Origin of the sequence: Geobacillus uzenensis (genome assembly GCF_002217665.1) — a bacterium.
In the GTDB taxonomy this organism is placed as follows: domain Bacteria; phylum Bacillota; class Bacilli; order Bacillales; family Anoxybacillaceae; genus Geobacillus; species Geobacillus subterraneus.
The window spans coordinates 50,639-74,768 of sequence record NZ_NEWL01000010.1 but is presented as its reverse complement, the minus strand read 5'-3'; the positions used below and the strand labels follow the sequence as shown (position 1 = coordinate 74,768).

Sequence of the window (24,130 nt, the reverse complement as noted above, 5' to 3'; positions counted from 1 at the left end):
AGCGTCGCGAGTCGATGGCGGCCGAAGCTAGACAATACGAAAAGCTGAGGCCGCGGCGCCTTTGGTGCTGAGGCCGAAGCCAAAGCCAATCAACTTTCTATTGGAGAGTTTGATCCTGGCTCAGGACGAACGCTGGCGGCGTGCCTAATACATGCAAGTCGAGCGGACCGAATGAGAGCTTGCTCTTATTTGGTCAGCGGCGGACGGCAAGGTAGCCGTACCGGAAGGTGCGGCTGGATCACCTCCTTTCTAAGGACGAAAAGCGGAGGCCGCCCGCCTATCGGCGAAACGTGCTGGAGGGCCTGCGAGGAGGCTATGCCGCCGCAGCAGGGCCAAAGCGTCGCGAGCCGATGGCGGCCGGAGCTAGACAGTCGGTTTGATATATAATGACGCTTGTTGTTTTGTTTAGTTTTGAGGGAATGGGTTATTCTCTGCACATACATTATGGGCCTATAGCTCAGCTGGTCAGAGCGCACGCCTGATAAGGTTTAGTTTTGAGGGAATGGGTTATTCTCTGCACATACATTATGGGCCTATAGCTCAGCTGGTCAGAGCGCACGCCTGATAAGCGTGAGGTCGGTGGTTCAAGTCCACTTAGGCCCATCCTATATTGCGGGGCCTTAGCTCAGCTGGGAGAGCGCCTGCTTTGCACGCAGGAGGTCATCGGTTCGATCCCGATAGGCTCCACCATTTTAAGTGAACAGAAATCGTTCCTTGAAAACTAGATAACCGGAAAAGCTGAGGTGCCGCGGTTAGCTCTCGAAGCCAAATGTTCTTCACCCGCAGGGATGCTTGCATCCCAAGGGGGGAGGTTATTTGGCAGAAGAGAGCTAGGTGCCGAAGCTAGACAATAAGGAAGAAGCCGAGATGCTTTAGGTTAAGCTAGAAAGGGCGCACGGTGGATGCCTTGGCACTAGGAGCCGATGAAGGACGGGGCAAACGCCGAAACGCTCCGGGGAGCTGTAAGCAAGCGTTGATCCGGAGATGTCCGAATGGAGATTTCCCATCGCGTTAGGCGAGTAAGATCCCTCGAAGATGACGAGGTCGATAGGTCCGAGGTGGAAGCGTGGCGACACGTGGAGCTGACGGATACTAATCGATCGAGGGCTTAACCTAGAAAAGCGGAGGCCGCCTGCTTATCGGCGAAACGCGCTGGAGGGCCTGCGAGGAGGCTCGAACCAAGCAAAGCTTGGTTCTGCGTGGGTGGTGTCACAGGAGCGTATGCAATGTGTCGCCGCCGCAGCAGGACCGAAGCGTCGCGAGCCGATGGCGGCCGGAGCTAGACAGTACGAAAAGCAGAGGCCGCCTGCTTATCGGCGAAACGCGCTGGAGGGCCTGCGAGGAGGCTCGAACCAAGCAAAGCTTGGTTCTGCGTGGGTGGTGCCACAGGAGCGTATGCAATGTGTCGCCGCCGCAGCAGGACCGAAGCGTCGCGAGCCGATGGCGGCCGGAGCTAGACAAAAAGCGGAAGCGCCGCGGCTTCTTCCCCCACACGGTTATCTAGTTTTGAGGGAATGATCCCACAACATTATATCGCCTAGTGGTGATAGCGGAGAGGAAACACCCGTTCCCATCCCGAACACGGAAGTTAAGCTCTCCAGCGCCGATGGTAGTTGGGGCCAGCGCCCCTGCAAGAGTAGGTCGCTGCTAGGCGAAGAAGTCCCCTGCTGTTTTAAACAGCAGGGGATTTTTCATTTGGTTTAGCCAAAAACTTTTGCATTAAATATTCGTTCAACAATAACGGAGCTTTTTCTGCCGACACCGAAAGGAATTGAAGGATAAAAATGTACGCCTTGCTCGAGTAGGAGTGGAGGAGTTCGCTCCACCATTCGGTCTCGTAGCGGGAAATCATGCTTAAGTTGTACAACAACAAGTAATGGGCGTGGATCTCCGGGAGAGTAAAAATTTTTTCTTTCTTGGTCGGGATATAGTATGTTCCGTTAAGATGAAATAAAAACGGACCCTCTCCAACGGAAGATAGCGGCATCGCTGTCTCAAAATAGAGAAATTCTCCTTCCTCTTTGATGAAGACGAGCTGTCTTCCTTGTCCCTCTTCACCAATATATTGGACAAATCGGGGCAAAGTCATATGGTAGTGATCTAAAATTGTTTTTGGGATGGCCAGCATCGACGGTGAAACGGTATGTACAATCGGCAAAGATAATGGCTTTTTCCGTCCATTTAGAGAGAAAAACGTTTCATGCAGCTCGCAAATCCGTTGCAACAGCGTGCCCATGCGAAACTTTTCTCCGGCTTCTTGTTTCACATGAAACATTTTTTCAGAAAAATGAGTGAACAAACCGTTTTTCTGTACTTTTACTTCGTCATCTAAAAATTCATAGCCTTGTTTTTTTCGTTTTCTCGTTGACACTCCGTGGGCTAAAACGGATGTCGATTCCGGGTAATCGGGGTCGACGGTAAGCAGGCAAGCTTTTAACAGCTGCACCATGCCGTAAAATAAAAGAACCGGTTTGATCGACAGCGGCGCCTGTTGGGCGGCGGCGTAGAAGTTTTGCCCGTGTTCCAAATAATATAAAAACGGGTAACAGTTCGTATAACTTCGTTGAACCGCGTCGTCGCGCCCCTGCTGCTTGTAGCATTGCTGTAAAAAGTGTTGCGCGGTATCCGCGGAGCGGAAAACAGAAAGGCTGAACGCCCTATTCGTATTTCCGAACATTTTTACCCCCCTTATGGCTAAATTGTAGGCAAATAACTGAAAAGTTGGACATTTTTTTGATTCCTTGACAGTAGTTTAACCAGTTGTTAAGCTACTAATAATATTTCCGGACAAGGGGGAGAAAACATGTGGGAAGCGAAATTCGCAAAGGAAGGATTGACGTTTGACGATGTTCTTCTCATTCCGGCAAAATCTGATGTGCTGCCGCGCGATGTTGATGTCACGACGAGGCTGAGCGACACACTGCAGTTGAACATCCCGATTATTAGCGCTGGCATGGATACAGTTACTGAGGCGGAAATGGCGATTGCGATGGCGCGTCAAGGCGGTCTTGGTGTCATTCACAAAAACATGCCGATTGAGCAGCAGGCCGAGCAAGTCGACAAAGTAAAACGGTCGGAACGGGGGGTTATTACTGATCCGTTTTTCTTAACGCCTGATCATCAAGTGTACGATGCGGAGCATTTAATGAGCAAATATCGCATCTCAGGCGTACCGATCGTGAACAACGTTGAGGAACAAAAGCTTGTCGGCATTATTACGAACCGCGATTTGCGCTTTATTCAAGACTACTCGATTAAAATTTCCGAGGTAATGACGAAAGAAAATTTGATTACGGCCCCAGTTGGAACAACGTTGGAGGAAGCGGAGAAAATTTTGCAAAAGCATAAAGTCGAAAAATTGCCGCTCGTTGATGAAAACGGAATACTAAAAGGGTTAATTACCATCAAGGATATTGAGAAAGTGATTGAGTTCCCGAACTCAGCGAAGGACGCAAAAGGACGTCTTGTCGTCGGGGCGGCTGTCGGAGTGACGGCGGACACGATGATCCGCGTTAAAAAGCTTGTTGAGGCAGGGGTTGACGTCATTGTCGTCGATACAGCGCACGGCCACTCGAAAGGTGTCCTCGAGACAGTGGCTACTATCCGCCGCCAGTATCCGGATTTAGACATTGTCGCTGGCAATGTCGCGACAGCTGAGGCGACGCGCGACTTAATTGAGGCGGGGGCGAACATTATCAAAGTCGGGATCGGTCCAGGCTCTATCTGCACGACACGGGTTGTCGCCGGGGTTGGGGTGCCGCAAATTACAGCGATTTACGACTGTGCGACAGAGGCGCGCAAGTATGGCGTCCCGATTATTGCCGATGGCGGGATCAAGTATTCCGGCGACATCGTGAAGGCGATCGCGGCTGGGGCGCATGCCGTTATGCTTGGCAGTTTGCTTGCCGGCGTCTCGGAAAGCCCAGGTGAGACAGAAATTTATCAAGGACGCCGCTTTAAAGTGTACCGGGGCATGGGATCGGTTGCAGCGATGGAGCGCGGCAGCAAGGACCGCTATTTCCAAGAGGAAGCGAAAAAGTTTGTCCCAGAAGGCATCGAAGGGCGTGTGCCATACAAAGGACCGCTTGCGGATACGATTTATCAGCTTGTCGGCGGACTGCGCGCTGGTATGGGCTATTGCGGGACGCGAAACTTGGATGAGTTGCGGGAGAAAACGCAGTTTATCCGCATGACGGGCGCGGGACTCCGCGAAAGCCATCCGCACGACGTGCAAATTACGAAAGAAGCGCCAAACTACTCCGCGTTTTAACTTCCCTCCGAAAGAAGTCTCCTACTTCTAAACGTGAAGGTGCGCCAGCACCAGTGAAAGTGGGAGATGAATTTCGGTTGGCGTTAGCCAACGAATATGATAGAATATGGCTAGAACGGACACCTTCGGAACGAAGGGAAGCGTAAAGGGTTCTTGTGTGTGGCTTACCGTTCAGCGAACACACACAAGTCGCTTGAAGCCCCCACCTCTAAGCGAAGCGTAGGTGGTGGGTAGTTCACGCGAGGTTGCGCCAATTGACCTAACTTTGACGGAGACATGCCCTCCGTCTATTTTTTTGGCTGTCCATATGTTACAATAACGGTTGTGTAAGGAGGGTGCGACGTGAAGACGAGGAAACGAAACTGGTTTTTTTGGCTGCTGTCGATTTGTCTTTGTTTGACATTATGGCCGTTTCAACGAACGGTGAAAGCGGAGAGCGCACCGCTTGATATTCGGGCGGACGCCGCTATTTTAGTGGACGCGCAAACGGGAAGGATTTTGTACGAAAAGAATATTGATACGGTGCTTGGCATTGCCAGTATGACGAAAATGATGACTGAATATTTGCTTCTTGACGCCATTAAAGCGAAACGTGTTAAATGGGACCAAACGTATACGCCAAGCGATTACGTATATCGGTTGTCGCAGGATCGGACGCTGTCAAACGTCCCGCTGCGTAAAGACGGGCAATATACGGTTCACGAGCTGTATGAGGCGATGGCCATCTATTCAGCGAACGCGGCAACGGTCGCGATCGCCGAAATCATTGCCGGATCGGAGAAAAATTTTGTGCGAATGATGAACGAAAAAGCGAAGGAGCTCGGACTCAAAGATTATAAATTTGTCAATGCCACCGGGTTAAGTAACAGCGACTTAAAGGGATTCCATCCGGAAGGAACAAGTCAGGACGAGGAGAACGTCATGTCTGCACGGGCGATGGCGACGCTTGCCTATCGGCTGTTGAAAGATCATCCAGAAGTGCTGGAAACAGCGAGTATCCCAAGAAAACTGTTCCGAGAAGGAACAGAAGATGAAATCAAGATGGACAACTGGAACTGGATGCTGCCAGGGCTTGTGTACGGATATGAAGGGGTAGACGGGTTAAAAACCGGCTATACAGAGTTTGCTGGCAATTGCTTCACCGGAACAGCAAAGCGGAACGGTGTGCGCCTCATTTCTGTTGTCATGAACGCGAAAGACGCGAGCGGAAAAACGACGAAAGAGGCGCGCTTTGAGGAGACGGAAAAACTATTTAACTATGGATTTAATCAATACTCGCTTCAAACGCTTTATCCGAAGGGATATCAGCTGAAAGGAAAAGAGACGCTTCCAGTCGTGAAAGGGAAAGAAAAAGAAGTTCGTGTCGCCACGGCCAAAAAGCTATCGCTGCTAGTGAGACACGGCGAGGAAAAACAGTACAAACCGGTCTATGTATTGGATAAGAAAAAGATGACAAATGAGGGCGAGTTGACCGCTCCGTTGAAAAAGGGAGAGACGGTCGGATATATGACGCTTGAATATAAGGGAGATGACTCTCTTGCCTTTTTGAGCCCGGACATGCAAAAAAACATTCGTGTGCCGCTTGTGACGACCGTTGAGGTGGAAAAAGCAAACTGGTTTGTGCTCTCCATGCGTGCGATCGGCGGACTGTTTGCCGACTTATGGACGAGCGCTGCGAAAACGGTGAAAGGCTGGCTGTAAAACGACTCCCCTGCCGGGGGAGCTTTTTTCCATTGTGATTTTTGTAAAAATTGAGGTAAAATAAAACAGTGGAATCATCCTTTTGCGTACATGGCAAAGCATAAGGATAGGAATAGGGGGAATCAACGTTGGCATTGACAGGCACAGACCGCGTCAAACGCGGCATGGCGGAAATGCAAAAAGGCGGCGTCATTATGGACGTCGTCAACGCAGAACAGGCTAAAATTGCTGAGGCGGCAGGGGCTGTCGCGGTTATGGCGCTCGAGCGCGTCCCGGCGGACATTCGCGCTGCCGGCGGCGTCGCGCGCATGGCGGACCCGACGGTGGTCGAAGAAGTGATGAACGCTGTGTCGATCCCGGTCATGGCGAAAGTGCGCATCGGTCATTATGTGGAAGCGCGTGTCCTTGAGGCGCTCGGCGTTGACTATATCGACGAAAGCGAAGTGTTGACGCCGGCTGATGAGGAATTCCATATCGATAAACGGCAGTTTACGGTTCCATTTGTATGTGGGTGCCGCGACTTAGGTGAGGCCGCCCGCCGCATTGCGGAAGGGGCGTCGATGCTGCGGACAAAAGGGGAGCCGGGGACAGGCAACATCGTTGAGGCGGTGCGCCATATGCGCAAAGTCAACGCGCAAATCCGCAAAGTCGTCAGCATGAGCGAGGACGAGCTTGTCGCTGAGGCGAAGCAGCTTGGGGCTCCGGTCGAAGTGTTGCGTGAAATCAAACGGCTTGGCCGCCTCCCGGTCGTCAATTTCGCCGCCGGTGGTGTCGCGACACCGGCTGACGCCGCTCTCATGATGCACTTAGGCGCAGACGGCGTCTTTGTCGGGTCAGGCATTTTTAAATCGGAAAACCCGGAAAAATATGCGCGCGCGATCGTTGAAGCGACGACTCATTACGAGGACTACGAGCTGATCGCCCACTTATCCAAAGGGTTGGGCGGCGCGATGCGCGGCATCGATGTCGCGACGTTGCTGCCGGAGCACCGCATGCAAGAACGCGGCTGGTAAAGCCATGCAAAGGAGTAAAGGGACGATGAAAATAGGTGTACTCGGACTGCAAGGGGCCGTGCAAGAACATATCCACGCCATTGAGGCGTGCGGCGCCGAGGCGGTCATCGTGAAAAAGCCGGAGCAGCTCGCTGGACTCGATGGACTCGTGTTGCCGGGCGGCGAAAGCACGACGATGCGGCGCCTCATTGACCGGTACGGACTCATGGAGCCGCTGAAGCAATTTGCCGCCGACGGCAAGCCGATGTTCGGCACGTGCGCCGGGCTCATTTTGCTGGCGAAACGAATCGTCGGTTACGACGAGCCGCACTTAGGTTTGATGGACATTACGGTTGAACGGAACTCGTTCGGACGGCAGCGGGAAAGCTTTGAAGCGGAGCTGTCGATTAAAGGGGTCGGCGACGGGTTCGTCGGCGTCTTCATCCGTGCGCCGCACATCGTCGAGGTCGGAGACGGGGTCGATGTCCTCGCGACATACAACGACCGCATTGTCGCGGCTCGGCAAGGCCAATTTCTTGGCTGCTCGTTCCACCCCGAACTGACCGATGACCATCGATTCATGCAATACTTCTTAAATATGGTCAAGGAAGCAAAAACGATATCAAGCGTATAGTGAATGCGAACGCGATGAGAGGAACTAGTAGCAGGCATCCCTCCTTTCAGAGAGCTGGTGGTTGGTGCGAACCGGCAGGCGGCGCCTGTGAATCCATCCTCGAGCAAAATGCTGAACACCTGAGCGGTCAGTAGGCGTTTTCGGCAGCCGCCGTTATCGGCATGAGCGGAAGGCGTAACGGCCTTCAATGAGGGTGGCACCGCGGGAACGCTCCCGTCCCTTTTTTGGGACGGGAGCGTTTTTATGTATAATAAATGGTGGGTAAGGAGGTAAAACAAATGTTGGATGTAAAATTACTGCGCACTCAATTTCAAGAGGTAAAAGAAAAGCTGATGCAGCGGGGCGGGGACTTGGCCCACATCGACCGGTTCGAGCAGCTCGACAAAGAGCGCCGTCGCTTGATCGCTGAGGCCGAGGAACTCAAAAGCAAACGCAATGATGTGTCGCAACAAATCGCCGTCTTAAAGCGCGAAAAAAAGGACGCTGAACCGTTGATCGCTGAAATGCGTGAAGTCGGTGATCGCATTAAAGAGATGGATGAGCAAATTCGCCACCTTGAGGAAGAGCTCAACAGCCTTCTTTTGTCGATTCCAAACGTGCCGCATGAGTCCGTGCCGGTCGGCCAATCGGAAGAAGATAACGTTGAAGTGAGAAGATGGGGAGAACCACGCTCGTTTCCGTTTGAACCGAAGCCGCATTGGGACATTGCTGACCAGCTCGGTTTGCTTGATTTTGAGCGGGCCGCCAAAGTGGCAGGAAGCCGGTTTGTGTTTTATAAGGGGCTAGGGGCTCGTCTTGAGCGGGCATTAATCAACTTTATGCTCGACATTCATCTCGATGAGTTTGGTTACCAAGAGGTGTTGCCGCCGTATTTAGTGAACCGGGCGAGCATGATCGGAACCGGGCAGCTTCCGAAGTTTGCTGAGGATGCGTTTCATTTGGACGGCGAAGACTATTTTCTCATTCCGACAGCGGAAGTGCCGGTGACGAACTTGCATCGCGATGAAATTTTAGCGGCTGACGATTTGCCGCTTTACTATGCGGCTTACAGTGCGTGCTTCCGCGCCGAAGCCGGATCGGCTGGCCGCGACACGAGGGGGCTCATTCGCCAGCACCAATTCAATAAAGTCGAGCTCGTCAAGTTCGTCAAGCCGGAGGATTCATATGACGAGTTGGAAAAATTGACGCGCCAAGCGGAAACGATCTTGCAGCGGCTTGGGCTTCCGTATCGTGTCGTCGCCTTGTGTACAGGGGATCTTGGATTTTCCGCGGCAAAGACGTATGATATTGAGGTGTGGCTGCCAAGCTATGGTACGTACCGGGAAATTTCGTCGTGCAGCAACTTCGAGGCGTTCCAGGCGCGCCGCGCCAATATCCGCTTCCGCCGCGAGCCGAAAGCAAAGCCGGAGTATGTGCATACGCTAAACGGCTCAGGGCTGGCGATCGGGCGCACCGTTGCCGCCATTTTGGAAAACTACCAGCAAGAAGATGGATCGGTCGTGATCCCGGAAGCGCTCCGTCCGTACATGGGGAACCGGGATGTCATTCGCTGAACAAAAGGTGCTAAGTAAATCGTTAGTTGACTTTTCCCGGCAACCGTGTTATAGTGAATGACGTTGGCAACGAGGATAAAGGGACGGCGGACGCCGATTTCTTGTTCTCAGCCACGGCGATAACGAACAATACTGACGCGCATAAGAGGAGATTGCCACCCGAAACGGCTGATCAAAATGGCGTTTCCCGCCATAAAAAAACCCGCCAGGCGAAGGCGGGTTTTTTTATTGTTTTTGGTCTTAGCGGCACTATTTTTTCACCACTGTGAATTGATCGGCGATTAGCAGCCAGTTTTGCGGGAAGTCAAGACCTAGTTTCCAGTAACTGACTCCACGCAAACCAAGTTCTTTGACTAAATGAAACTTCGCTTGGATGGAACGGGCATCTTCAAACCATACTTCATGTTCGCGGCCGTTCTCATCGCGATAGCGAAAGTGGGGCGCCTGCGCCTCGATGTCGTATTCAATGGCGACGTTATATCTTGCAGCGAGGGCGATGGCTTGCTGCGGGCTAATAGCTCGGGCGTATGGACCGCCCGGTACGTACGGCAACGTCCAGTCATAGCCATACAAGTTTTGCCCCATTAAAATTTTTCCTGCCGGCATTTCCGAAATGGCATACTCAAGTACGCGTCGAACCGGTCCGATTGGCGAAACAGGCATTGGCGGTCCGCCGCTGTAACCCCACTCGTACGTCATAATGACGACAAAATCAGCAATTTGTCCGTGGGCGCGGTAATCGTGCGCCTCATACCAGCGCCCGCGTTGGGTCGCACTCGTTTTTGGCGCTAAAGCGGTCGACATCAACCACCCTTCTCGTTCAAACCGCCGTTTCGCCTTGCGCAAAAAGGCGTTGTATGCCTCGCGGTCTTCCGGGCGCAAATATTCAAAATCGAAATGAATGTCGCGAAAGCCGTAACGTCTGGCGGTCGCGACAATGTTGTCGAGCAGGCGGTTTTGCAGTGTCTCATTCGTTAAAATGAGCGCACCGAGCTCGTCGCTGAACTGTCCGTTCTCAATGTTGGCGACAACCATAACAAGCGTGACGCGGTTGGCGCGGGCGATGGCCGGAAAGTCGTCAAGCGGCGGCCCTTGCAGTGTCGCGTCGCGCCGGATGGAAAAATAAAAGGGGCTTAAATAGGTCAAATACGGGGCAGCCTCGCGGGCGCTCGCTTCCAGTGCTGGGCTGACGGTCGTTCCGCGCGGCTCGATATACGCGTTAAACTCCGCCCTCCGCTTGGCGCCGGGAGGGATGTACAGCCGCTGACCGACCCGCAGCGGGGCATTTAACGAGAGGCGGTTCACCTCTGCAAGCCGCTGCATCGGAATGGAGAATCGGCGCGCAATCGACCATAAACTGTCGCCGCGCTGCACCCAATAAAAACGGCCGACGATCGGGATGACGAGCGTCTGGCCGACAACAAGTTCATCAGGATTTGGAAGCTTGTTGGCCCGGACAATTTCCTCGACGGTCGTTCCGTATGCCTCAGCGATCCCGCTCAACGTTTGTCCGCTCTGTATGACATGGATTTGCATACTTAACCTCCTAGTTGCGTCTTTATTCTCCATATTTTATGATGGAAAGGCAAGAGAAATGACCGTTTGCGCAAAGGGGTATACGATGAACCACGATGAGTATTACATGAGGTTGGCGATTGAAGAGGCAAAAAAAGCCGAGCAAATCGGTGAAGTGCCGATCGGAGCCGTTATCGTCCAAGACGGACGCGTCATCGCCCGCGCCCATAATTTGCGGGAAACGGAGCAACGCGCCATTGCCCATGCGGAAATTTTAGCGATTGATGAAGCGTGCCAGGCGATCGGTTCATGGCGGCTTGAGCGGGCGACGTTGTATGTGACGCTTGAGCCATGCGCCATGTGTGCAGGAGCGATCGTTCTTTCCCGCATTGAGCGGGTTGTGTTTGGCGCCAGCGACCCAAAAGGGGGATGCGCCGGGACGTTGATGAACTTGCTGCAAGAGAGCCGGTTCAACCACCAAGCCGACGTTACTAGCGGCGTATTGGCTAGCGAGTGCGGGTCATTATTAAGCGACTTTTTTCGCCGATTGCGTGGACAAAAGAAAAATGTTGGCGGAAGTTCCAACTAAAATTCCGCCTATTTACGTTGCATTTTTCCGGCAAACGAGCTATACTGATAGTGCCGTGCTAAGCGGGGAGGTAGCGGTGCCCTGTACTCGCAATCCGCTCTAGCGAGGCTGAATCCCTTCTCGAGGTTAGTCTGTTGTGAGGCCTGTCTCAAGCAAGTGGCGTTGACGTCTGGGTCCCGCGCAATGGGATTCCGTGAACCCTGTCAGGTCCGGAAGGAAGCAGCAGTAAGCGGATGCTCCCATGTGCCGCGGGGGTGCCTGGGCTGAGCTAACTGCTTGAGCAACGCTCGGGGCAGCTAATCGACAGAAGGTGCACGGCCTTACATAGGCGAAACAAAGGGGCTGACCCAAAACGCGAATGCGTTTTGGGATCAGCCCCCACTTTTTTGCCTCAAATATAGAAGAATCGCCCTTTTTTCTGGTAGAATAGAGTCACCAAAACCACTACCACCGAAAGAAGGGCGATTGTCCTTGGTGGCGTAAATGAGGGGGAGAACAGAGTCGGAATTTTGTTCCGTTTGGTAAAATATACAAAAACCAGAGAGGGCTGACTCCAAAAGTCCGCTTTTTGGCGGACTTTTGGGTCAGCCCCTTTTTGTTATTTTAAATTGAAACGAGAAGTTATATAATAAATAGGATGAGAGGAAGAGGAGGGCCGTTTTCCGTGGCATATCAAGCGTTATACCGTGTTTTCCGGCCGCAGCGCTTCGCTGACATGGTCGGTCAGGAACACGTAACGAAAACATTGCAAAGCGCCCTGCTTCAACATAAAATATCGCACGCTTACCTATTTTCCGGTCCCCGCGGAACGGGAAAAACGAGTGCGGCGAAAATTTTCGCCAAGGCGGTCAATTGCGAACATGCTCCGGCGGCTGAACCGTGCAACGAATGCCCCGCTTGCCTCGGCATTACGAACGGAACGGTTCCTGATGTGCTGGAAATTGACGCCGCTTCCAACAACCGTGTCGATGAAATCCGCGACATCCGCGACAAAGTCAAGTTTGCACCGACCTCGGTCCGCTATAAAGTGTACATTATTGACGAAGTGCACATGTTGTCGATCGGCGCGTTTAACGCGCTGCTGAAAACATTAGAAGAGCCGCCGAAACATGTCATTTTTATTTTGGCCACGACCGAGCCGCATAAAATTCCGGCAACGATTATTTCCCGCTGTCAACGGTTCGACTTTCGCCGCATTCCGCTATCGGCCATCGTTTCTCGGCTGAAATACGTAGCGAATGCCCAAGGGGTGGAAGCATCCGATGAGGCGCTGTCAGCCATTGCCCGCGCCGCCGATGGGGGGATGCGCGATGCGCTCAGCCTGCTTGACCAAGCGATTTCGTTTAGCGATGGGAAGCTTGAGCTCGACGATGTGCTGGCGATGACGGGGGCGGCGTCATTTGCCGCATTAGCCGACTTTATTGGGGCCATCTACCGCAAAGATACAGCAGCGGTTCTCCAGCAGTTCGAAGCAACGATGGCGCAAGGGAAAGACCCGAACCGTCTAGTGGAAGATTTAATTTTGTATTATCGCGACCTGTTGCTGTACAAAACCGCCCCCCATGTGGAAGGAGCTATTCAACTTGCAGCCGTCGATGAGGCGTTTACCTCGCTTTCGGAAACGATTCCTCTTTCTGATTTATACGGAGCGATTGAGCTGTTGAACAAAAGCCAGCAAGAGATGAAGTGGACGAACCACCCGCGCCTCCTTTTGGAAGTGGCGCTTGTGAAGCTTTGCCATCAGCCGCCCGCCGCTCCGGCGCGGACCGCCTCCGAGCTGGAACCGTTAGTGAAGCGGATCGAGACGCTGGAAGCCGAACTGCGCCGCCTGAAGGAACAGCCGCCCACTCTTTCATCAGCTGCCGTCCCGACGAAAAAAACGGTGAAGGCGGTAAAAACTGGGGGGTATAAAGCGCCGGTCGGCCGCATTCACGAACTGTTGAAGCAGGCGACGCACGAGGATTTAGCATTGGTGAAAGGGCGCTGGGCTGATGTGCTTGACACGCTGAAGCGGCAGCATAAAGTGTCGCACGCCGCCTTGCTTCAAGAGAGCGAGCCGGTCGCAGCGAGCGCCTCGGCATTTGTGTTAAAGTTTAAGTATGAAATTCACTGCAAAATGGCGACAGATCCGGCGAGCTCCGTGAAGGAAAACGTTGAGACGATTTTGTTCGAACTGACGAACCGGCGGTTTGAAATGGTCGCCATTCCGGAAGAAGAATGGGGAAAAATAAGGGAAGAGTTTATCCGCAACAAAGAAGCCAAAGCGGAAAAAAGCGAAGAAGAACCGTTGATCGCCGAGGCAAAACGGCTGTTCGGCGAAGAGCTGATCGAAATTAAAGAATAAGCGATTGAAGGAGGATCCTAGAATGATGCGTGGTGGAATGGGAAATATGCAAAAAATGTTAAAGCAAATGCAAAAGATGCAAAAAGAAATGCAAAAGGCGCAAGAAGAGTTAGCGGAAAAAACGGTAGAAGGCACAGCTGGGGGCGGCATGGTGACGGTCGTCGCCAATGGTCATAAACAAATTTTAGAGGTCAAAATTAAGGAAGAAGTCGTAGACCCAGACGATATTGAAATGCTGCAAGATTTAATTTTAGCGGCGACAAATGATGCGCTCAAAAAGGCAGATGAACTGGCGAACGACACGATGGGGCAGTTTACGAAAGGGTTAAACATCCCAGGACTGTTCTAGGGGGAAATTATGCATTATCCTGAGCCAATATCGAAGTTAATTGACAGTTTTATGAAACTGCCCGGGATCGGTCCAAAAACAGCCGCCCGCCTTGCATTCCATGTGCTGGCGATGAAAGAGGACACCGTGCTCGAGTTTGCCAAAGCGCTCGTCGATGTGAAGCGCCATATTCATTATTGCACGATTTGCGGACATATTACGGATACAGACCCTTGTTACATCTGCAAAGATGAACGGCGCGACCGAACGATGATTTGCGTCGTCCAAGACCCGAAAGATGTCATCGCTATGGAGAAGATGAAGGAATATAACGGTCTATATCATGTGTTGCACGGGGCCATCTCCCCAATGGAAGGGATCGGTCCGGAAGACATTAAAATCGCCGAGCTGCTGGCAAGATTGCAGGATGAAACGATCCAAGAAGTAATTTTAGCGACCGACCCAAACATTGAAGGGGAGGCGACGGCCATGTATTTATCGCGCCTGCTAAAACCGACAGGGATCAAAGTCACCCGCATCGCCCATGGCCTGCCGGTCGGCGGCGATTTGGAATATGCGGATGAAGTGACATTATCCAAAGCGTTGGAAGGACGCCGTGAGCTGTAGAGAGAAAGAAGGTGGGGATCGGTTTGCTATGGCGGCGGAAGGGAAAACTAAAAAGACAATTTGATGAAAAACTAATCGCCGAGCTGCAAAAAGCAAGAACCGAGTGGCTCGAACAAAAACAGCTTATCGAAAAAAGCGTTGATCCATCGCAGGAGGTGCTGAGCGCGCTCCAACTGGCGGAGGCGAAATATTTTTTTCTCCTCCGCGAAGCGAAGCACCGCCGCATCACTTTGAAGGAAGTGCGTTGACTTCCTTATTTTTTTGTTCTTTTTTCCCCTTTGTTTCATACGTTTGTAGTACAAGCGTGCAAAAAAGGGGGTTCAATCATTGGAACCGGAAATCGTCATTACGGTGCTGTTAACGCTGATCGCCGTGCTCCTTATTGTCGGCGCTCGCCTTAAGGCGCTTCGCTTTGTCGGCTATGCCGCCATCCGCTTAATCGTCGGCGCACTCGCGCTGTTTGTCATCAATGCCGTTGGCGGACATTTTAACATTCATATCCCGATTAACCTGATTACCTCGCTTGTTTGTGGATTTCTTGGCCTCCCAGGGGCTGCAGCATTAATTGTGATTGACCAATATATTTTGTGAAGAGCAGTTCATCTGAAATAAAGTTATGAAAAGGCACCATTCTAGCCAAAATGCCTTTTCATTTTTTTTGTTAAAAAACTATTGACTTTTATATAGATATCAAGTATATTGATAAACGTCGCTGTTAATAAACAAAAAACGATTGACAACGACGTGGATGGTAAGTATAATAAGAAAAGTGTGCAACACTTAATCAAAAGTTCCTTGAAAACTAAACAAAACACAAGCGTCATACGAAAAGCGGAGGCCGCCCGTCTATCGGCGAAACGCGCTGGAGGGCCTGCGAGGAGGTTATCGCCGCCGCAGCAGGACCGAAGCGTCGCGAGCCGATGGCGGCTGAAGCTAGACAATTCGAAAAGTGGAGGCCGCTTGACACGTTTGGTGTCGGCGCCGAAGCTTACAAAGCCAATCAACTTTCTTTGGAGAGTTTGATCCTGGCTCAGGACGAACGCTGGCGGCGTGCCTAATACATGCAAGTCGAGCGGACCGAATGAGAGCTTGCTCTTGTTTGGTCAGCGGCGGACGGGTGAGTAACACGTGGGCAACCTGCCCGCAAGACCGGGATAACTCCGGGAAACCGGAGCTAATACCGGATAACACCGAAGACCGCATGGTCTTCGGTTGAAAGGCGGCCCCTGCATGAAGCCGGAATCGCTAGTAATCGCGGATCAGCATGCCGCGGTGAATACGTTCCCGGGCCTTGTACACACCGCCCGTCACACCACGAGAGCTTGCAACACCCGAAGTCGGTGAGGTAACCCTTACGGGAGCCAGCCGCCGAAGGTGGGGCAAGTGATTGGGGTGAAGTCGTAACAAGGTAGCCGTACCGGAAGGTGCGGCTGGATCACCTCCTTTCTAAGGGGAAAAGCGAAGGCCGCCCGCCTATCGGCGAAACGCGCTGGAGGGCCTGCGAGGAGGCTATGCCGCCGCAGCAGGGCCGAAGCGTCGCGAGCCGATGGCGGCCGGAGCTAGACAGTACGAAAAGCGGAAGCGCCGCGATCGGCTCTCGAAGCCAAATGTTTTTCACCCGCAGGGGTGCTTGCACCCCGAGGGGGAAGGTTATTTGACAGAAGAGAGTCAGGCGCTGGAGCTAGACAGTCGGTTTGATATATAATGACGCTTGTTGTTTTGTTTAGTTTTGAGGGAATGGGTTATTCTCTGCACATACATTATGGGCCTATAGCTCAGCTGGTCAGAGCGCACGCCTGATAAGCGTGAGGTCGGTGGTTCAAGTCCACTTAGGCCCATCCTATATTGTGGGGCCTTAGCTCAGCTGGGAGAGCGCCTGCTTTGCACGCAGGAGGTCATCGGTTCGATCCCGATAGGCTCCACCATTTTAAGTGAACAGAAATCGTTCCTTGAAAACTAGATAACCGGAAGAGCTGAGGTGCCGCGGTAGCTCTCGAAGCCAAATGTTCTTCACCCGCAGGGATGCTTGCATCCCAAGGGGGGAGGTTATTTGGCAGAAGAGAGCTAGGTGCCGAAGCTAGACAATAAGGAAGAAGCCGAGATGCTGTAGGTTAAGCTAGAAAGGGCGCACGGTGGATGCCTTGGCACTAGGAGCCGATGAAGGACGGGGCAAACGCCGAAACGCTCCGGGGAGCTGTAAGCAAGCGTTGATCCGGAGATGTCCGAATGGGGGAACCCCCTGTCCGTAATGGGAGCACGGTGGATGCCTTGGCACTAGGAGCCGATGAAGGACGGGGCAAACGCCGAAACGCTCCGGGGAGCTGTAAGCAAGCGTTGATCCGGAGATGTCCGAATGGGGGAACCCCCTGTCCGTAATGGGACAGGATCCATGCCTGAATCCATAGGGCATGGAGGGCACACCCGGGGAACTGAAACATCTTAGTACCCGGAGGAGAAGAAAGCAAACGCGATTCCCTGAGTAGCGGCGAGCGAAACGGGAACAGCCCAAACCAAGAGGCGTGCCTCTTGGGGTTGTAGGACCGCTCATATGGGAGTGAGAAAGGAACGGGGTAGACGAACCGGTCTGGAACGGCCGGCCAGAGAAGGTGAGAGCCCTGTAGTCGAAACTTCGTTCCCTCCCGAGCGGCTCCTGAGTACGGCGGGACACGGGAAATCCCGTCGGAAGCAGGGAGGACCATCTCCCAAGGCTAAATACTCCCTAGTGACCGATAGTGAACCAGTACCGTGAGGGAAAGGTGAAAAGCACCCCGGAAGGGGAGTGAAAGAGAACCTGAAACCGTGTGCCTACAAGTAGTCAGAGCCCGTTCATGGGTGATGGCGTGCCTTTTGTAGAATGAACCGGCGAGTGACGATGGCGTGCGAGGTTAAGCCAGGAAGGCGGAGCCGCAGCGAAAGCGAGTCTGAACAGGGCGCATGAGTACGTCGTCGTCGACCCGAAACCAGGTGATCTACCCATGTCCAGGGTGAAGGCCGGGTAACACCGGCTGGAGGCCCGAACCCACGCACGTTGAAAAGTGCGGGGATGAGGTGTGGGTAGGGGTGAAATGCCAATCGAACTTGGAGATAGCTGGTTCTCCCCGAAATAGCTTTAGGGCTAGCCTCAAGGTAAGAGTGTTGGAGGTAGAGCACTGATTGGGCTAGGGGCCCTCATCGGGTTACCGAACCCAGTCAAACTCCGAATGCCAATGACTTATCCTTGGGAGTCAGACTGCGAGTGATAAGATCCGTGGTCAAGAGGGAAACAGCCCAGATCGCCAGCTAAGGCCCCTAAGTGCACGTTCAGTGGAAAAGGATGTGGAGTTGCGAAGACAACCAGGATGTTGGCTTAGAAGCAGCCACCATTTAAAGAGTGCGTAATAGCTCACTGGTCGAGTGACTCTGCGCCGAAAATGTACCGGGGCTAAACGTGCCGCCGAAGCTGCGGGATGACCGTTGGTCATCGGTAGGGGAGCGTTCTAAGGGCAGAGAAGCCAGACCGGAAGGACTGGTGGAGCGCTTAGAAGTGAGAATGCCGGTATGAGTAGCGAAAACAGAGGTGAGAATCCTCTGCGCCGAAAGCCTAAGGGTTCCTGAGGAAGGTTCGTCCGCTCAGGGTTAGTCGGGACCTAAGCCGAGGCCGAAAGGCGTAGGTGATGGACAACAGGTTGAGATTCCTGTACCACCTCCTTCCCGTTTGAGCGATGGGGGGACGCAGGAGGATAGGGTGAGCAGGCGGCTGGAAGAGCCTGTCCAAGCAGTGAGGCTGGCCAGTAGGCAAATCCGCTGGCCGTAAGGCTAAGCTGTGATGGCGACGGATTCGATCCGGAAGTCCCTGATTCCACACTGCCAAGAAAAGCCTCTAGCGAGGGAAGAGGTGCCCGTACCGCAAACCGACACAGGTAGGCGAGGAGAGAATCCTAAGGCGCGCGGGAGAACTCTCGTTAAGGAACTCGGCAAAATGACCCCGTAACTTCGGGAGAAGGGGTGCTCTTTCGGGTGAAGAGCCTGGAAGAGCCGCAGTGAAAAGGCCCAAGCGACTGTTTATCAAAAACACAGGTCTCTGCGAAGCCGAAAGGCGAAGTATAGGGGCTGACACCTGCCCGGTGCTGGAAGGTTAAGGGGAGCGCTTAGCGCAAGCGAAGGTGCGAACCGAAGCCCCAGTAAACGGCGGCCGTAACTATAACGGTCCTAAGGTAGCGAAATTCCTTGTCGGGTAAGTTCCGACCCGCACGAAAGGTGTAACGACTTGGGCACTGTCTCAACGAGAGACCCGGTGAAATTATACTACCTGTGAAGATGCAGGTTACCCGCGACAGGACGGAAAGACCCCGTGGAGCTTTACTGCAGCCTGATATGGAATTTTGGTATCGCTTGTACAGGATAGGTGGGAGCCTGGGAAGCCGGAGCGCCAGCTTCGGTGGAGGCGTCGGTGGGATACCACCCTGGCGGTATTGAAATTCTAACCCGCACCCCTTAGCGGGGTGGGAGACAGTGTCAGGTGGGCAGTTTGACTGGGGCGGTCGCCTCCCAAAAGGTAACGGAGGCGCCCAAAGGTTCCCTCAGAATGGTTGGAAATCATTCGGAGAGTGCAAAGGCACAAGGGAGCTTGACTGCGAGACGGACAGGTCGAGCAGGGACGAAAGTCGGGCTTAGTGATCCGGTGGTTCCGCATGGAAGGGCCATCGCTCAACGGATAAAAGCTACCCCGGGGATAACAGGCTGATCTCCCCCAAGAGTCCACATCGACGGGGAGGTTTGGCACCTCGATGTCGGCTCATCGCATCCTGGGGCTGTAGTCGGTCCCAAGGGTTGGGCTGTTCGCCCATTAAAGCGGTACGCGAGCTGGGTTCAGAACGTCGTGAGACAGTTCGGTCCCTATCCGTCGCGGGCGCAGGAAATTTGAGAGGAGCTGTCCTTAGTACGAGAGGACCGGGATGGACGCACCGCTGGTGTACCAGTTGTCCCGCCAGGGGCACCGCTGGGTAGCTATGTGCGGACGGGATAAGCGCTGAAAGCATCTAAGCGTGAAGCCCCCCTCAAGATGAGATTTCCCATCGCGTTAGGCGAGTAAGATCCCTCGAAGATGACGAGGTCGATAGGTCCGAGGTGGAAGCGTGGCGACACGTGGAGCTGACGGATACTAATCGATCGAGGGCTTAACCTAGAAAAGCTTATGTCTTCTGTTGGCAGGCGAAACGATCGATCGAGTTCTTTCCGCTACCTAGGGCATTTTCTATGACCGAAATGCCCTATTTGTGCTGGGCTTTTTTATACACTAGCACTGGGGTGAATAGTTACGAAATGCAGCGCGAATTTGAGGCGGCGTTTCCATATCAAGAGACGGAAGACCAGCTCCGTTCAATTGAGGAAATTAAGCGCGATATGGAAAGCGAGAAACCGATGGACCGCCTCCTTTGTGGCGACGTTGGCTATGGGAAAACAGAAGTGGCGCTGCGGGCGGCGTTTAAAGCGATTATGGACGGCAAACAAGTCGCCTTCCTCGTGCCGACGACGATTTTGGCCCAGCAACATTACGAAACTGTCCGCGAACGGTTTCAAGGGTTTCCGATTAACGTCGGGCTGTTAAATCGGTTTCGGACGAAAAAACAGCAGGCGGAGACAATTAAAGGGTTAAAAGACGGCACGATCGACATGGTGATCGGCACGCACCGGCTGTTGTCCAAAGACGTGAAGTTTAAAGATTTAGGCTTGCTCATTATCGACGAGGAACAGCGGTTTGGTGTGGCGCATAAAGAAAAAATTAAGCAGCTGAAGGCGAATATCGACGTGCTCACACTCACGGCGACGCCGATCCCACGCACGCTCCATATGTCGATGATCGGGGTGCGCGATTTGTCGATCATCGAGACACCGCCGGAAAACCGCTTCCCGGTCCAGACGTACGTTATGGAATACACGCCTGAACTTGTGAAAGAAGCCATTGAGCGGGAGCTCGCCCGCGATGGGCAAGTCTTTTTCCTTTATAACCATATTGAAGATATCGACTTGAAAGCGGAAGAAATCGCCCAGCTTGTCCCAGAAGCGCGCGTGACGTTTGCGCACGGGCGGATGTCGGAAGCTGAGCTCGAATCGACGATTTTAGCCTTTCTGGAAGGGCAATATGACGTGCTTGTTACAACGACGATTATTGAGACGGGCGTCGATATTCCGAACGTCAATACGCTCATCGTATACGACGCCGACCGGATGGGGCTTTCGCAGCTGTACCAGCTGCGCGGGCGCGTCGGCCGTTCAAACCGTGTCGCTTATGCGTACTTCACGTACCGGAAAGACAAGGTGCTGAACGAGACAGCGGAAAAACGGCTGCAAGCTATTAAAGAGTTCACCGAGCTTGGCTCCGGGTTTAAAATTGCCATGCGCGATTTGTCGATCCGCGGCGCCGGCAATATTCTCGGCGCTGAACAGCACGGCTTTATCGATTCGGTCGGATTTGATTTATACTCGCAAATGCTGAAAGAGGCGATTGAAAAACGGCGCGGCCTCAAACGGGAAGAGGAGCGCCCGGATGTTGTCATCGATGTGGAAGTCGATGCCTATATTCCAGATGCGTACATTTCCGATGGATTGCAAAAGATCGAGATGTACAAGCGGTTTAAGGCGGTTGAGACGCTCGAGGATGTCGAGGCGCTGCGCGAGGAGATGGCCGACCGCTTCGGTGATTATCCGGATGAGGTGGCTTATTTGTTCCAAATTGCGGAAATTAAAGCGTTGGCGAAGCAGCTCGGTGTCGAATCGATTAAGCAGCACAAGCAGCAAATCGATCTTTTATTTACCGAACAGGCGTCGAAAACGGTGGAAATCCAGCGCCTATCCGGCATCGGCCGCCAGCATGGCCGCCTGTTCGGATTTGGCATGGATGGGGCGAAGCTGAAAATCGTCCTTTATATTAAGCAAATGAAACCGCACGAATGGCTGATGATCTTGTATGAAACATTAAAGCAGCTGTCCGGGGTGGAAAACGAAAAATCGATTATCGCGTAACCGGGATGAAAAATCGCGTTTTGTTTCCGTTTTGCATGTTTATGTTTCCGCTAATGCGGCGATAATGAATGATGGGCAATTTTATCTAAAATGGCCAAAATCACTTTCATCGCGTATAGAACGTGGATTGTGAAGGATACTAATGACAACAATGGTGAATTCCCCATCACAAAAGGGTTCATCGGAGTATCCTTCAAATCCTAGATGAAAGTGAGGGTATACAAAACATGAAAGCAACCGGTATTGTTCGTCGGATTGATGACTTAGGAAGGGTTGTCATTCCGAAGGAAATTCGGAGAACGTTACGCATTCGCGAGGGAGATCCGCTCGAAATATTTGTTGACCGCGATGGAGAGGTCATTTTGAAAAAATACTCGCCGATCAGCGAGCTAGGCGACTTTGCCAAAGAGTACGCCGAGGCGCTGTTTGACAGCCTCGGGCAGCCGGTGCTCATTTGTGACCGCGACGTGTTTATCGCTGTCGCCGGCGTTTCGAAAAAAGAGTATATGAACAAAAGCGTCAGCCCGTTAGTGGAAAAGGCGATGGAAGATCGCACTTCCGTCCTCCATACGGAGGAGGGAGAGGTAGAGTTAGTAGACGGGATGACGGAGACGTTGAAGTCATATACGATCGGTCCGATTGTCGCCAACGGCGATCCGATCGGAGCGGTCATCATTTTATCGCGCGAGAAGACGCTCGGCGAAGTGGAACATAAAGCGGTCGAAACCGCGGCCAGCTTTTTAGCCCGGCAAATGGAACAATAGGCGAAACAAGAAGGCAGCTTCGCAAGCTGCCTTTTTTCCGTCCGTTTAGCCAGAGGGGAAAAATCTATGACCAGCGGACTGGCAGGCCATCATCTTTCCTTTGTCGCGCAGCCCGATGTTGCGCTATAATATCGAGCGTAGCCATGGCGATGGAACCGTCGGGCGGCGTCAACCGTCTCCGCTGCTGGCGAATGTCCCCAGGCCTGGCCATCCGTCGGCGAACGCCATAAAAGGCGGGAGGAAAAACGATATGGGGAACGTATGGAAAGGCGCGGCTGTATTGACCGTTGCTGCTTTGCTGACGAAGCTGTTAAGCGCATTGTACCGCGTCCCGTATCAAAATATGGTCGGGGATGTCGGTTTTTATATTTACCAACAGGTGTATCCGATTTACGGCATTGTCGTGGCCCTGTCGCTAGCTGGCTATCCGGTCGCCATCTCGAAGCTCATCGCCGAGCGGTTGGCGGAAGGGGATGAAGCGGGGGCGGCCGCGGTCAGGCGCGTCGCGCTCCTGTTGTTAAGCGCGCTCGGTGTGATGCTGTTTGCCGTTTTGTACGCGGGGGCCGAAGCGGTGGCGTCATGGATGGGTGACAGACGGCTTGAATCACTGTTGCGGTTGCTTTCCTTTTCATTTTTATTTTTTCCGTTGATCGCTGTGCTGCGCGGTGATTTCCAAGGCCAGCATGACATGGTGCCGACCGCGGTGTCCCAAGTTGGTGAGCAGCTCGTGCGGGTGACAGCGATTTTAGGGCTGTCATATTGGGCGCTGCGGCGCGGCGCTGATGTGTATTCGTGCGGCATGGCAGCGATCGCTGGAACGCTGGTCGGCATGGCAGCGGCACTCCTTATTTTGCTCTTTTACGCGGCGAAGCGCGGACGAAAAAAAACAACCGGCCGCACGCCGCCGGCTTCGGTTCTGTATATGGGCCGACGCTTGTTGACGGCTGGAACGATCGTTTGTTTGACCAATATGGCATTGACATTGATTCCGCTTGTTGACTCGTTTTTGTTTGTCCCGCTTCTTCGTGAAACCGGGGCAAAGCTGGATGAGGTGAAATGGCTGAAAGGCGTGTATGACCGCGGACAGCCGCTCATCCAGCTGGGTACGGTTGTCGGCACATCGCTCTCATTGGCGCTTGTCCCATTTATCTCCAGTACCCGACGCGGCCAAGGAGCCGCTTTCACGCCAGGCCTGTTGCCGCTTCGGCTCGCTGCTGTCATCGGGGTCGGTGCTTCCTTAGGGCTCATTTGCCTGATCCGGCCGATCAATACGATGTTGTTTGAAAATGACCGCGGATCACTCGTTCTTGCTGTCTTATCCGCTTCCATCTTTTTTACAACGATGGCGCTGACTGCGTCCGCCATGCTGCAAGGAATGGGGAAAGAGTGGGCGGCCGCTGCCGGTGTGGCGGTGGCGGTAGCGGGAAAAATGGCGCTTATGCATTGGTTGGTGCCGCCGTTTGGCGTCCTTGGTGCGGCTTTCGCGACAACCGGGGCCTACGCGTTCATGGCTTGCTTTTTATACGTACGCCTGCGGCGCGAGTGCCAGTTGGCTCACGCCCAAAAGTATGTCTATCCAATTGTTAAGGCCGGCATTGCGATGGTTGTCGTGCTGCAGTTATATAGGTGGCTCATGGATGCTTCCGCCGGCGGACGCTTATGGGCAGCCGCCGAGGCGCTTGGCGGCGTCGCCGTCGGTGCGATCGTCTACATCGTTTTCATTGTCAAAGGGAACGTTTTCTCCGAGCAGGAACTGTCTGCTCTCCCGTTGGCCAATAAAATTCGTTTACTATTAGGAAGCAGGTGATCGG

15 protein-coding genes, 4 tRNA genes, 2 rRNA genes, 1 other RNA gene, 1 pseudogene and 3 other annotated features are annotated in these 24,130 nt (G+C 53.2%); of the genes and pseudogenes, 21 read left to right on the top strand and 2 right to left on the bottom strand.

Annotation, left to right across the window (positions count from 1 at the left end):
• Window positions 1-529 precede the first annotated feature (529 nt).
• From B9L21_RS15835 to rrf, 3 genes are all read left to right on the top strand, one after another.
• A tRNA-Ile gene (locus B9L21_RS15835) sits at window positions 530-603 on the top strand.
• Between the two features lie 11 nt (window positions 604-614).
• Window positions 615-690 (top strand) — tRNA-Ala (locus B9L21_RS15830).
• A 314-nt stretch (window positions 691-1,004) separates the two neighbouring features.
• Window positions 1,005-1,104, top strand: a sequence feature (23S ribosomal RNA rRNA prediction is too short).
• A 432-nt stretch (window positions 1,105-1,536) separates the two neighbouring features.
• Window positions 1,537-1,653: ribosomal RNA gene (gene rrf / locus B9L21_RS15825) — 5S ribosomal RNA — on the top strand.
• A gap of 19 nt (window positions 1,654-1,672) precedes the next feature.
• Here the strand turns inward: rrf and B9L21_RS15820 are convergent.
• Entirely contained in the window at window positions 1,673-2,677 is a 1,005-nt protein-coding gene (locus B9L21_RS15820) for a YaaC family protein (protein ID WP_063167078.1), read from the bottom strand.
• A 126-nt stretch (window positions 2,678-2,803) separates the two neighbouring features.
• On the opposite strand from B9L21_RS15820, the gene guaB reads away from it, so the two are divergent.
• The 5 genes from guaB to serS all read left to right on the top strand — a co-directional run bounded on the left by guaB (window position 2,804) and on the right by serS (window position 9,150).
• Window positions 2,804-4,270: an IMP dehydrogenase gene (gene guaB, locus B9L21_RS15815; RefSeq protein ID WP_063167077.1), complete on the top strand. Its 1,467-nt coding sequence runs from the start codon at window positions 2,804-2,806 to the stop codon at window positions 4,268-4,270.
• 342 nt (window positions 4,271-4,612) lie between these two features.
• Window positions 4,613-5,971, top strand: coding sequence for a serine hydrolase (locus tag B9L21_RS15805; RefSeq protein ID WP_063167076.1), 1,359 nt, complete (start codon window positions 4,613-4,615; stop codon window positions 5,969-5,971).
• Window positions 5,972-6,099: 128 nt separating this feature from the next.
• Window positions 6,100-6,984 (top strand): pyridoxal 5'-phosphate synthase lyase subunit PdxS, encoded by an 885-nt coding sequence (gene pdxS, locus B9L21_RS15800; RefSeq protein ID WP_033018342.1) that lies wholly within the window; start codon window positions 6,100-6,102, stop codon window positions 6,982-6,984.
• A gap of 25 nt (window positions 6,985-7,009) precedes the next feature.
• A complete protein-coding gene (pdxT, locus tag B9L21_RS15795; RefSeq protein WP_063167075.1) occupies window positions 7,010-7,597 on the top strand; it encodes a pyridoxal 5'-phosphate synthase glutaminase subunit PdxT in 588 nt (195 codons plus the stop codon).
• 5 nt (window positions 7,598-7,602) lie between these two features.
• Window positions 7,603-7,821: a binding site (T-box leader), on the top strand.
• Window positions 7,822-7,875: 54 nt separating this feature from the next.
• Complete coding sequence (gene serS, locus B9L21_RS15790; protein WP_063167074.1) at window positions 7,876-9,150, top strand: serine--tRNA ligase; 1,275 nt, start codon at window positions 7,876-7,878, stop codon at window positions 9,148-9,150.
• 249 nt (window positions 9,151-9,399) lie between these two features.
• Here the strand turns inward: serS and B9L21_RS15780 are convergent, their stop codons facing one another.
• The gene (locus tag B9L21_RS15780) at window positions 9,400-10,686 is read right to left on the bottom strand and encodes a glycoside hydrolase family 18 protein (protein ID WP_063167073.1); all 1,287 of its coding nucleotides are present in this window, start codon (window positions 10,684-10,686) and stop codon (window positions 9,400-9,402) included.
• An 85-nt stretch (window positions 10,687-10,771) separates the two neighbouring features.
• Between B9L21_RS15780 and tadA the strand changes: the two genes are divergently transcribed.
• The 13 genes and pseudogenes from tadA to B9L21_RS15715 all read left to right on the top strand — a co-directional run bounded on the left by tadA (window position 10,772) and on the right by B9L21_RS15715 (window position 24,126).
• A complete protein-coding gene (gene tadA, locus B9L21_RS15775) occupies window positions 10,772-11,254 on the top strand; it encodes a tRNA adenosine(34) deaminase TadA (protein ID WP_063167072.1) in 483 nt (160 codons plus the stop codon).
• Window positions 11,255-11,307: 53 nt separating this feature from the next.
• Window positions 11,308-11,572, top strand: an RNA gene (gene ffs, locus B9L21_RS15770) — signal recognition particle sRNA large type.
• 346 nt (window positions 11,573-11,918) lie between these two features.
• Complete coding sequence (dnaX, locus tag B9L21_RS15765) at window positions 11,919-13,598, top strand: DNA polymerase III subunit gamma/tau (RefSeq protein WP_063167071.1); 1,680 nt, start codon at window positions 11,919-11,921, stop codon at window positions 13,596-13,598.
• A gap of 25 nt (window positions 13,599-13,623) precedes the next feature.
• Window positions 13,624-13,947, top strand: coding sequence for a YbaB/EbfC family nucleoid-associated protein (locus tag B9L21_RS15760; RefSeq protein ID WP_409071365.1), 324 nt, complete (start codon window positions 13,624-13,626; stop codon window positions 13,945-13,947).
• Between the two features lie 9 nt (window positions 13,948-13,956).
• Complete coding sequence (recR, locus tag B9L21_RS15755; RefSeq protein ID WP_029761869.1) at window positions 13,957-14,553, top strand: recombination mediator RecR; 597 nt, start codon at window positions 13,957-13,959, stop codon at window positions 14,551-14,553.
• A 23-nt stretch (window positions 14,554-14,576) separates the two neighbouring features.
• Window positions 14,577-14,801, top strand: a complete 225-nt coding sequence (locus B9L21_RS15750; protein WP_063167069.1) for a YaaL family protein — start codon at window positions 14,577-14,579, stop codon at window positions 14,799-14,801.
• Between the two features lie 79 nt (window positions 14,802-14,880).
• Entirely contained in the window at window positions 14,881-15,144 is a 264-nt protein-coding gene (locus tag B9L21_RS15745; RefSeq protein ID WP_063167068.1) for a pro-sigmaK processing inhibitor BofA family protein, read from the top strand.
• 416 nt (window positions 15,145-15,560) lie between these two features.
• Window positions 15,561-15,999, top strand: a sequence feature (16S ribosomal RNA rRNA prediction is too short).
• Between the two features lie 318 nt (window positions 16,000-16,317).
• Window positions 16,318-16,391, top strand: a tRNA-Ile gene (locus B9L21_RS15740).
• 11 nt (window positions 16,392-16,402) lie between these two features.
• Window positions 16,403-16,478, top strand: a tRNA-Ala gene (locus B9L21_RS15735).
• A gap of 184 nt (window positions 16,479-16,662) precedes the next feature.
• Window positions 16,663-19,717 (top strand): 23S ribosomal RNA (locus B9L21_RS15730).
• A 134-nt stretch (window positions 19,718-19,851) separates the two neighbouring features.
• A pseudogene (mfd, locus tag B9L21_RS15725) lies at window positions 19,852-21,555 on the top strand (transcription-repair coupling factor); the annotation flags it as partial.
• 227 nt (window positions 21,556-21,782) lie between these two features.
• The gene (gene spoVT / locus B9L21_RS15720) at window positions 21,783-22,319 is read left to right on the top strand and encodes a stage V sporulation protein T (protein ID WP_063167043.1); all 537 of its coding nucleotides are present in this window, start codon (window positions 21,783-21,785) and stop codon (window positions 22,317-22,319) included.
• 250 nt (window positions 22,320-22,569) lie between these two features.
• Window positions 22,570-24,126 carry a polysaccharide biosynthesis protein gene (locus tag B9L21_RS15715; protein WP_063167042.1) on the top strand — a complete coding sequence of 519 codons (1,557 nt, stop codon included), beginning with the start codon at window positions 22,570-22,572 and terminating at the stop codon, window positions 24,124-24,126.
• Window positions 24,127-24,130 lie beyond the last annotated feature (4 nt).

Excerpts from the sequence above, each read along its gene's own strand:
- guaB (WP_063167077.1), top strand. The coding sequence starts at position 2,804 with ATGTGGGAAGCGAAATTCGCAAAGGAAGGATTGACGTTTGACGATGTT.
- tadA (WP_063167072.1), top strand. The coding sequence starts at position 10,772 with ATGAACCACGATGAGTATTACATGAGGTTGGCGATTGAAGAGGCAAAA.
- pdxT (WP_063167075.1), top strand. The coding sequence starts at position 7,010 with ATGAAAATAGGTGTACTCGGACTGCAAGGGGCCGTGCAAGAACATATC.
- recR (WP_029761869.1), top strand. The coding sequence starts at position 13,957 with ATGCATTATCCTGAGCCAATATCGAAGTTAATTGACAGTTTTATGAAA.
- B9L21_RS15820 (WP_063167078.1), bottom strand. The coding sequence starts at position 2,677 with ATGTTCGGAAATACGAATAGGGCGTTCAGCCTTTCTGTTTTCCGCTCC.
- B9L21_RS15780 (WP_063167073.1), bottom strand. The coding sequence starts at position 10,686 with ATGCAAATCCATGTCATACAGAGCGGACAAACGTTGAGCGGGATCGCT.
- spoVT (WP_063167043.1), top strand. The coding sequence starts at position 21,783 with ATGAAAGCAACCGGTATTGTTCGTCGGATTGATGACTTAGGAAGGGTT.
- B9L21_RS15715 (WP_063167042.1), top strand. The coding sequence starts at position 22,570 with ATGGGGAACGTATGGAAAGGCGCGGCTGTATTGACCGTTGCTGCTTTG.
- serS (WP_063167074.1), top strand. The coding sequence starts at position 7,876 with ATGTTGGATGTAAAATTACTGCGCACTCAATTTCAAGAGGTAAAAGAA.
- B9L21_RS15760 (WP_409071365.1), top strand. The coding sequence starts at position 13,624 with ATGCGTGGTGGAATGGGAAATATGCAAAAAATGTTAAAGCAAATGCAA.